This window comes from Streptomyces sp. NPDC088354, from assembly GCF_044753585.1.
Lineage (GTDB): Bacteria > Actinomycetota > Actinomycetes > Streptomycetales > Streptomycetaceae > Actinacidiphila.
On the sequence record NZ_JBIVNJ010000057.1, the window covers coordinates 19,733 to 29,501 of the forward strand.

The window sequence follows — 9,769 nt, forward strand, 5'->3', positions numbered from 1 at the left end:
CGCCCCGTCACCGCGCGTGCATCCACTGCTCCATCACCGCGAGGAGGTGGTCGGTGTCCACCGGCTTGGCGACGTAGTCGGACGCACCGGACTCGATGCTCTTCTCCCGGTCGCCCTTCATCGCCTTGGCCGTGAGGGCGATGATCGGCAGCCCCGCGAACTGCGGCATCCTGCGGATCGCCGCGGTCGTGGCGTACCCGTCCATCTCCGGCATCATGATGTCCATCAGGACGACCGCGACGTCGTCGTGCTGCTCCAGCACCTCGATGCCCTCCCGGCCGTTCTCGGCGTACAGCACGGTGAGCCCGTGCTGCTCCAGCACGCTGGTGAGGGCGAAGACATTGCGGATGTCGTCGTCGACGATGAGCACCTTCTCACCGCTGAAGCCGCCCGCGAAACCGGTGTACGCGTCGCTGTGCGCCCCGTCCACCCACGACTCGGCCGGCGGCGGCTGCCGGTCCGGCTGACCCGCGGCCGCCATGGGCCGCTCGGTGAGGGCCGAGCGGCGGCGCAGCCGCGCCAGGCTGCTGCCCGCGCCGCCGCGGCGCCCGCCGGTGTGCGTGGGGGCGGTGCCGCGCAGCGGCTCGGCGTACCCGTCCGGCTCGGCGAAGGCCTCGCCGGGCGGGAGTTGGGCATAGCCGTGCGGCGGCAGCTCACCGCTGTTGAGCGGCAGGTAGAGGGTGAAGGTCGAGCCGCGGCCGGGCTGGCTGTCGGCGTGGATCTCGCCGCCGAGCAGCCGCGCGATCTCCCGGCTGATGGACAGGCCCAGGCCCGTGCCGCCGTACTTGCGGCTGGTGGTGCCGTCCGCCTGCTTGAACGCCTCGAAGATGACCCGCATCTTGCTGGCCGCGATGCCGATGCCGGTGTCGGTGACCGAGAACGCGATCAGCGGCTCGTCCGGAGCCCGCAGCGAACCGGACTCCAGCAGCTGCTCCCGGATCGCCTGCGGCGCCTCCGGACCGGCCGGGCGGATCACCAGCTCCACCGAGCCGCTGTCGGTGAACTTCACCGCGTTGGACAGCAGGTTGCGCAGCACCTGCAGCAGCCGCTGCTCGTCGGTGTGCAGCGTCGCGGGCAGTTCCGGGGAGACCCGGACGGAGAAGTCCAGGCCCTTCTCCGCGGTCAGCGGCCGGAAGGTCGCCTCCACGTAGTCCACCAGCTGCACCAGCGCGATGCGGGTCGGGCTGACGTCCATCTTGCCTGCCTCGACCTTGGACAGGTCGAGGATGTCGTTGATCAGCTGGAGCAGGTCGGAGCCCGCTCCGTGGATCGTCTCGGCGAACTCGACCTGCTTGGGCGACAGATTGCCCTCGGCGTTGTCCGCCAGCAGCTTGGCCAGGATGAGCAGCGAGTTGAGCGGGGTGCGCAGCTCGTGCGACATGTTGGCCAGGAACTCGGACTTGTAGCGCATGGAGACCGCGAGCTGCTCCGCGCGCTCCTCCAGCACCTGGCGGGCGTCCTCGATCTCGGTGTTCTTCACCTCGATGTCGCGGTTCTGACGGGCCAGCAGCTCGGCCTTCTCCTCCAGCTCGGTGTTGGAGATCTGCAGCTGCTTCTGCCGGTTCTCCAGCTCCGCGGAGCGCTCCCGCAGCTGTTCGGTCAGCTCCTGGGACTGCTTGAGCAGGTACTCGGTCTTGGTGTTGACGCTGATGGTGTTGACGCTCACCGCGATCATGTCGGTGATCTGGCCGAGGAAGTCCTTCTGGATCTGCGTGAACGGCTGGAACGAGGCCAGCTCGATCACCCCGAGCACCCGGTCCTCGAACAGCACCGGCAGCACGATGACGTGCGCCGGAGGTGCCTCGCCGAGCCCGGAGGAGATCCGCAGGTAGCCCGGCGGCACGTTCTCCACCAGGATGCTGCGCTTCTCCACCGCGGCCGTGCCGATCAGGCCCTCACCGGGCAGGAAGACGGTGGGCATGGTCCGCGGGGAGAAGCCGTAGCTGCCGATCAGGCGCAGCTCGTACTCCTCGACCATGTCCTCGCTGGACGGCTCCTCCGCGAGGAAGAACGCGCCGTGCTGGGCCGAGACGACCGGCGTCAGCTCACTCATGATGAGGCCGCCGACGTCGTTGAGGTCGCGGCGGCCCTGCATCAGACCGGAGATGCGGGCGAGGTTGCCCTTCAGCCAGTCCTGCTCCTTGTTGGCGAGCGTGGTCTCGCGGAGCCGGACGATCATGGTGTTGATGTAGTCCTGGAGCTCCAGGATCTCGCCCGCCGCGTCCACGTCCGTGCGGATGTTGAGGTCGCCGCGGGTCACCGCGGTGGCGACCTGGGCGATGTTGCGCACCTGGCGGGTCAGGTTGTTGGCCATCAGGTTGACGGACTCGGTGAGGTCCTTCCAGATGCCCGAGACGCCCGGCACGCGCGCCTGGCCGCCGAGGCGGCCCTCGGTGCCCACCTCACGGGCCACCCGGGTGACCTCGTCACCGAAGGCGGAGAGCTGGTCGACCATCGTGTTGATGGTGGTCTTGAGCTCCAGGATCTCGCCGTGCGCGTCGACGTCGATCTTCTTGGACAGGTCGCCGCGGGCCACCGCGGTGGTGACCATCGCGATGTTGCGGACCTGGCCGGTCAGGTTGGACGCCATGTTGTTCACGGACTCGGTGAGGTCCTTCCACGAACCGGAGACTCCCGGCACGCGGGCCTGACCGCCGAGGATGCCGTCGGTGCCCACCTCGCGGGCCACGCGGGTGACCTCGTCACCGAAGGCCGACAGCGTGTCGACCATCGTGTTGATCGTCTCGGCCAGCTGGGCGACCTCGCCGCGCGCCTCGACGGTGATCTTCTTGGTCAGGTCGCCGTTGGCGACCGCCGTGGCGACGGAGGAGATCGAACGCACCTGGCCGGTCAGGTTGTTGGCCATGAGGTTGACGTTGTCGGTGAGGTCCTTCCAGATGCCCGAGACGTCCCTCACCCGGGCCTGACCGCCCAGGATGCCGTCGGTGCCCACCTCACGGGCCACCCGGGTCACCTCGTCGGCGAAGGCGGACAGCGTGTCGACCATGGTGTTGACGGTCGTCACCAGGGCGAGGATCTCGCCCTTGGCGTCGACGGTGATCTTCTTGGACAGGTCGCCCTGCGCGACCGCCGTGGTGACCTCGGCGATGTTGCGGACCTGCATGGTCAGGTTGTTCGCCATGAAGTTGACGGACTGGGTCAGGTCCTTCCAGGTACCCGACACGCCCTTGACCTCGGCCTGGCCGCCCAGGATGCCGTCGGTGCCCACCTCGCGGGCCACCCGGGTCACCTGCTCGGCGAACGCCGACAGCTGGTCGACCATGGTGTTGAGGACGTTCTTCAGCTCCAGGATCTCGCCGCGCGCGTCGACGTCGATCTTCTGCGACAGGTCACCGCGGGCCACGGCGGTGGCGACCTGGGCGATGTTGCGCACCTGGGCGGTGAGGTTGCCGGCCATGCCGTTCACCGAGTCCGTCAGGTCGCGCCACACACCGGCCACGCCGGGCACCTGCGCCTGACCGCCGAGCCGGCCCTCGGTGCCCACCTCGCGGGCCACCCGGGTCACCTGCTCGGCGAACGCCGACAGCTGGTCCACCATCGTGTTGATGGTGTTCTTCAGCTCCAGGATCTCGCCGCGCGCGTCGACGTCGACCTTCTGCGACAGGTCGCCGCGCGCCACGGCCGTCGTCACCTGGGCGATCTGGCGGACCTGCGAGGTCAGGTTGCCCGCCATGAAGTTGACGGAGTCCGTCAGCTCCTTCCACACGCCGCTGACGCCGTCGACGCGGGCCTGACCGCCGAGCCGCCCCTCGGTGCCCACGTCACGCGCCATGCGGGTGACCTGGTTGGCGAAGGACGACAGCTGGTCGACCATCCGGTTCACGGTGTTCTTCAGCTCCAGCATCTCGCCGGAGACGTCCACCGTGACCTTCTGCGACAGGTCGCCGTTGGCGACCGCCGTGGTCACCTGCGCGATGTTGCGCACCTGGCCGGTCAGGTTGCGGAAAGCGGTGTTCACCGAATCCGTCAGGTCCTTCCACAGACCCGCCGCACCGGGCACCTGCGCCTGGCCGCCCAGCTCACCCTCGACACCGACCTCCCGGGCCACCCGGGTCACCTCGGCGCCGAAGGCCGACAGCTGGTCGACCATCGTGTTGACGGTGTTCTTCAGCTCCAGCATCTCGCCGGAGACGACCACGGTGACCTTCTGCGACAGGTCGCCGTTGGCGACCGCCGTGGTCACCTGCGCGATGTCGCGCACCTGGCCGGTCAGGTTGCGGAAGGCCATGTTCACCGAGTCGGTGAGGTCCTTCCAGATGCCCGCGGCGCCCGGCACCTGCGCCTGACCGCCGAGCCGGCCCTGCGCGCCGACCTCGCCGGCGACGCGGGTCACCTCGTCGGCGAAGGTGCGCAGTGTCTCGGTCATCGCGTTCACGGTCTCGGCGAGCTGCGCGACCTCGCCGCGCGCGCCGATGGTGATCTTCTGCGACAGGTCGCCGTTGGCGACCGCTGTCGTGACCTGCGCGATGTCACGCACCTGGGCCGTCAGGTTGCCGGCCATCAGGTTGACGGAGTCGGTCAGGTCCTTCCACACGCCGTCGACGCCGGCCACCTTGGCCTGGCCGCCCAGCTGGCCCTCGGTGCCCACCTCACGGGCCACCCGGGTCACCTCGGACGCGAAGGACGACAGCTGGTCCACCATCGTGTTGACGGTGTTCTTCAGCTCCAGCATCTCGCCGGCCACGTGAACGGTGACCTTGCGCGACAGGTCGCCCTTGGCGACCGCCGTGGTCACCAGCGCGATGTCGCGCACCTGCGCCGTCAGCCGGGAGGCCATGGTGTTGACCGAGTCGGTGAGGTCCTTCCAGGAGCCGGCCATGCCGCGCACCCGGGCCTGCCCGCCGAGCTTGCCCTCGGTGCCGACCTCGCTGGCCACCCGGGTCACCTCGTCGGTGAACGTGGACAGCTGGTCGACCAGCCCGTTGACCGTGCGGCCGACCTTGAGGAACTCGCCGCGCAGCGGGTGCGCGGAACCGTCCGGCCCCTGCGAGCGCAGTTCCATGCGCTGCTCCAGGTCGCCCTCGGCGACCGCCGACAGCACGCGGCCGACCTCGGACATGGGGCGCACGAGATCGTCCACCAGCGCGTTGGAGGCGTCGATGGCGGCCGCCCACGACCCCTCGCACGCCCCCGTCTCCAGGCGCTCCGCGAGCTTGCCCTCCCGGCCGACCACCCGGCGGACCCGGGCGAGCTCACCGGTGAGGTGCTGGTTGCGGTCGGCGACCTCGTTGAAGACGGCGGCGATCTCCGCCATGTCTCCGTCGCCGGTGACCGTGAGCCGCTTGCGGAAGTTGCCGTCCCGCATCGACTCCAGTGCGGACAGCAATCTGTGCAGTGCGGCCGAGTCCACCTCGACGGTCCCATTGGTGCGCGAGCGCGCATGCTTCACCCGCGCGGAACCACCCCGCTTCGCCGCGGGTGCCGCGCCGCCTCGCGCCGATGCGCCAGACTCCACCGTGTCCCTCCCGGAGGGTCGACCGAACTGCATGTGCCTGGTTCAGGCATGCCCAGTGTTTCACCATGCCCGCACCCGGCCATAACAGTTCGGCAGCATCGCATATGACCGTCGCCACGATCGGGGCAGGAACACCCCCAACCGGCACACGCGTGGTCGCCGGGGGTAAGTAACCTGGCATGCGGTTGCCCACCTTGGGCCGGGCGTACACCTCGAAGTGGGGGCCGGTGGTGACAGTACAGCGGACGACGAATGGTGACGTCCCCGGACAAACAAGGAGATCTGTGATCACGGCGCGCGCAGCGGCCACCTTCGAACCGGTGGGGCGCTCGGTCGCCACCGCACGCGCCTTCGTCCGGGACACCCTCCAGGGCTGGGGCTTCGCCGAGGTCGTCGACGACGCCGTCGTGCTGACCAGTGAGCTGGTCACGAACGCCGTGGTCCACGCGGGGACCGCCGCGGACGTCCAGTGCCTGCGCTACGAGTCCGCCGTGCGCATCGAGGTCGCCGACCGCTACCCCGAACGCGAGCTGCCGCTGCACGACGCCAAGAGGCAGATCCACCCCGACCACGAGGGCGGCCGCGGCCTGCTCCTGTGCTCCGCCCTGGCCACCCGCTGGGGCGTGGAGTACACACCGGCCAACAAACACGTCTGGTTCCACCTGGACCTGCCCCAGCGCCCCGCGGGCACCCGCTCCGCAGGACCGGCCCTGCCCGTCGCCTCGCTGCCGCTGGCCGACGAGCAGGTCCGTGTCGCCGTCGTCCAGGTCGACCGCAGCGGCATCATCACGCGCTGGAACCAGGACGCCGCCCAGCTCTTCGGCCACCCCGACGACCAGATCGTGGGCAAGCCGCTGGGCGATCTCGCCGCCTGGCCGCAGACCCCCGGCACCGGCCACGGCATCGCCGAGGCCCTGCTGCTCTCCCGCTGGGAGGGCAGTTACGGCGTCCGCGGCGCCGACGGCCGCATCATGCCGGTGTACGGCACCCACTTGCGGGTCCGCGACACCTCCGGCGAACCCTCCACCGTCTGCCTTCTGGTGCGCGAGGACGCCCGCGCCGTGCTGCAGAACCCCGGACGCAGCGTGGTCTCCGCCGACGGCGGCGTGGACCGCGGCAAGGCCGCCGACCCCTTCGAGTCCTTCATCGGCTCCCCCGCGCCCGACGACCTCGACGGGCTGCTCCAGCGCACGGTGGAACGCGCCCGCGACATGCTCGACGGCGACGCCGCCTACCTGCTGCTCGCCACGGACGACGAGACCGAGCTCGAGGTCCGCGCCTCCACCGGCCTCCCCTCGGCCCGCCAGCGCTTCGCCCGGGTCCCCGTCGAGGCCGGCACCGGCCGCTACGGCAGCGCCCGCATGCCGGCCGTCCACGAGGACCTGACGGCCGTTCCGGGCGCCGTCCCGCTGCTCGCCGGCACCGGCATGCGGTCGGTCGTCACCGTGCCCCTGAAGGTCGAGGGACGCCTCACCGGGTCCCTCGGCGTCGCCGCCGAGACCCCCGGCCGCTACAGCAACGAGGAAGCACTGCGGCTGCAGTTCGCCGCCGACCGCATCGCCCTCGCTGTCGAGAGCGCCCGGCTCACCGAGCTGGAACGCCTGCGCCGGGGCTCGCTGTCCTTCCTCGTCGAGGCCTCCGACCTGCTGGCCGGCACCCTGGAACGCGACCAGACCCTCGCGCTCATGGCCCAGATGACCGTGCCCACGCTGGCCAGTTGGTGCGCCGTCTACACCATCGGCGACCAGTCCTCCGAGCCCGAACTCGCCTTCGTCCTGCACGAGGACGAGGACCGCATCGACGGCATCAAGGCCCTGCTCTCCCGCGTCGCCCCTCCCCAGCCCGACCCCACCCCCGGCGCCCGCATCTGGACCGCGCCCGCCGACGCGGCCCACTCCACGGCCCTGCGCGCCTCCCTGCGCAGCCTCGGCCTCGGCGAGGCGGGACGCCCCGCAACGGGCCCCGGAACGGCCCTGGCAACCGCCGCCGCGGTCGGCGGAGAGACCGTCGTGCTGCCTCTGGTCGCCCGCAACCGCGTCATCGGGATGCTCACCCTCGGCAAGGCCGCCGACGAACGCTTCCGCCAGGAGATCCTGGAACTCGCCGAGGACCTGTCCCGCCGGGCCGCCCTCGCCCTGGACAATGCCCGCCTCTACAGCGAGCGCACCGCCATCAGCCAGTCCCTCCAGCGCAGCCTGCTGCCGCCCGGCCTGCCCGTCATCCCGGGCGTCGAGGTCGAGGTGGTCTACCGCGCCGCCGGCGAGGGCAACGAGGTCGGCGGCGACTTCTACGACGTCTTCCCGATCCGCGACGGCTGCTGGGGCTTCGCCATCGGCGACGTCTGCGGGACCGGCCCGGAGGCCGCGGCCGTCACCGGCCTCGCCCGGCACGCGCTGCGCCTGCTCGCCCGCGAGGGTTTCAGCGGCCCGTCCGTCCTGGAACGCCTCAACGCGGCCATCCTCGACGAGGGCTCCCGCAGCCGCTTCCTGACCCTGCTGTACGGCGAGTTGTGGCCCCAGGCAGACGGCAGCGCCGAACTGAAGGTCGTCTGCGCCGGCCACCCCCTGCCGCTGCGTCTGCGCCAGACCGGCGTCGTCGAGCCCGCCGCGGAGCCGCAGCCGCTGCTCGGTGTCATCGAGGACCTCGAACTCGTCGAGCAGAACGTCACCCTGGCCCCCGGGGATGTCCTGCTCTGCGTCACCGACGGCGTCACCGAACGCCGCGAGGGCACCCGCATGCTCGGCGACGACGGTCTCGCCGACGTGCTGGCCACCTGCACCGGCCTCACCGCCGGCGCCGTCGCCGCCCGTATCCAGCGCGCGGTGGAACGCTTCGCCTCCGACGCGCCCTCCGACGACATGGCCATTCTCGCCATGCGCGTCCCGGAACTCTCCGCGTAGCGGGAGCCCTGATCCGCGCATGAAAAAGGCCCCCGCCGATCGGCGGGGGCCTTTTCTCGGAGCCCCAATACGGAATCGAACCGTAGACCTTCTCCTTACCATGGAGACGCTCTGCCGACTGAGCTATTGGGGCGCGTCGACGTGAAAGATCTTAACCCATGAAGCGCCGGGTTCGGAAATCCGCTCGACGTATGCTCAGAGCAGTCCGCCGAGGGTGTTGCACGCCTCGACCATCCGCCTCAACTCCTTCTCCGTGAGGCCGGGGTGGACCGGCAGGGACAGCGTCTCGCCGGACGCCGCCTCGGTCCGCGGCAGGAAGGAACGCGACCGGTACTTCGGCAGCCGGTGCAGCGGGGTCGGGATGCTCACGTCCGCCCGCACACCGCGGGACGCCAGCGCCATCGCGAACGCGTCCCGGTCGGGGCGGCCGTTGCCCGGTATGCGCACCGTGTAGCGGTGGTAGACGTGATGCGCGCCCGGCTCGACGTACGGCACCAGCACGCCGGTCAGGGCAGAGTCCAGGTACCGGCAGTGGGCCCGCTGACGCGCGACCGAACCCTCCAGCGCGCGCAAAGCCGCACGCCCGCCGGCCGCCCTGTTGTCGGCCAGCCGGGCCGCCGTGTGGGCGCCGTCCCTCAGGCGCTTCACGCAGGAGGCCAGTTCGGGGTGCTCGGTGGTGACCACGGCCCCGTCGGCCAGTGCGAAGACGCTCAGCGCGCCGTACGTGCCGACACGGCGGCCCGCCAGCGTCGCCGCCTGCGCCTGGGTGGCGTCCTCGACGATCGCCAGGCCGTGCCGCGCCGCCAGATCGGCGAGCTGGTCGACGGCGGCGGGGTGCCCGAAGAGGTGCACCGGCAGTATCGCCACGGTCAGCGGCGTGATCGCCGCGGCGACGGCCTCCGGATCCAGGCAGAACGTCAGCGGGTCGATGTCCGCGAAGACCGGCACCGCGCCGACCAGCCGGACCGCGTCCGCGGTCTCCACCGGGGCGAAGGACGGGAGGATCACTTCCTCGCCGGCACCGATGCCGAGCGACAACAGCGCGAGCCGAAGAGCGGAAGTCGCGGAGTCGACCGCGACGGCATGGCGATCGTCCACCGCCGAGGAGAACTCGTCCTCCAGCGCCGCAACTTCAGCACCCTGTTCCAGGAACTGCTGCATCAGGCCCACCTCCACTTGCCCGTCATGGTCAGGATTGCCGTGACCGGTGATGAGCTGCTGAGCTGAACATGAACAACGGGTGTTGCCCACACAAATAGCCGTGGCCCCGGACAGAAGTCCGGGGCCACGGCTGAAGAATTGTTCGGCGGTGTCCTACTCTCCCACAGGGTCCCCCCTGCAGTACCATCGGCGCTGAAAGGCTTAGCTTCCGGGTTCGAAATGTAACCGGGCG

The 9,769-nt window shown here is 70.6% G+C and carries 3 protein-coding genes, 1 tRNA gene and 1 rRNA gene; 1 reads left to right on the forward strand and 4 read right to left on the reverse strand.

The annotated features are described in order from the left end of the window. Positions 1-7: 7 nt before the first annotated feature. On the reverse strand, positions 8-5,476 hold the full coding sequence (locus ACIP98_RS38835; protein WP_401981133.1) for a HAMP domain-containing protein: 5,469 nt from the start codon (positions 5,474-5,476) through the stop codon (positions 8-10). A 284-nt stretch (positions 5,477-5,760) separates the two neighbouring features. Between ACIP98_RS38835 and ACIP98_RS38840 the strand changes: the two genes are divergently transcribed. Next, entirely contained in the window at positions 5,761-8,376 is a 2,616-nt protein-coding gene (locus tag ACIP98_RS38840) for a SpoIIE family protein phosphatase (protein WP_401981135.1), read from the forward strand. 60 nt (positions 8,377-8,436) lie between these two features. Here the strand turns inward: ACIP98_RS38840 and ACIP98_RS38845 are convergent. The 3 genes from ACIP98_RS38845 to rrf all read right to left on the reverse strand — a co-directional run. Then, positions 8,437-8,509 (reverse strand) — tRNA-Thr (locus ACIP98_RS38845). Positions 8,510-8,571: 62 nt separating this feature from the next. After that, on the reverse strand, positions 8,572-9,537 hold the full coding sequence (locus ACIP98_RS38850; RefSeq protein ID WP_319659234.1) for a DegT/DnrJ/EryC1/StrS family aminotransferase: 966 nt from the start codon (positions 9,535-9,537) through the stop codon (positions 8,572-8,574). A 140-nt stretch (positions 9,538-9,677) separates the two neighbouring features. Further along, positions 9,678-9,769, reverse strand: a 5S ribosomal RNA gene (gene rrf, locus ACIP98_RS38855); the annotation flags it as partial.

What these genes read in the sequence shown, in the direction of transcription:
- ACIP98_RS38850 (WP_319659234.1), bottom strand. Translation starts at nt 9,537, where the DNA reads ATGCAGCAGTTCCTGGAACAGGGTGCTGAAGTTGCGGCGCTGGAGGAC.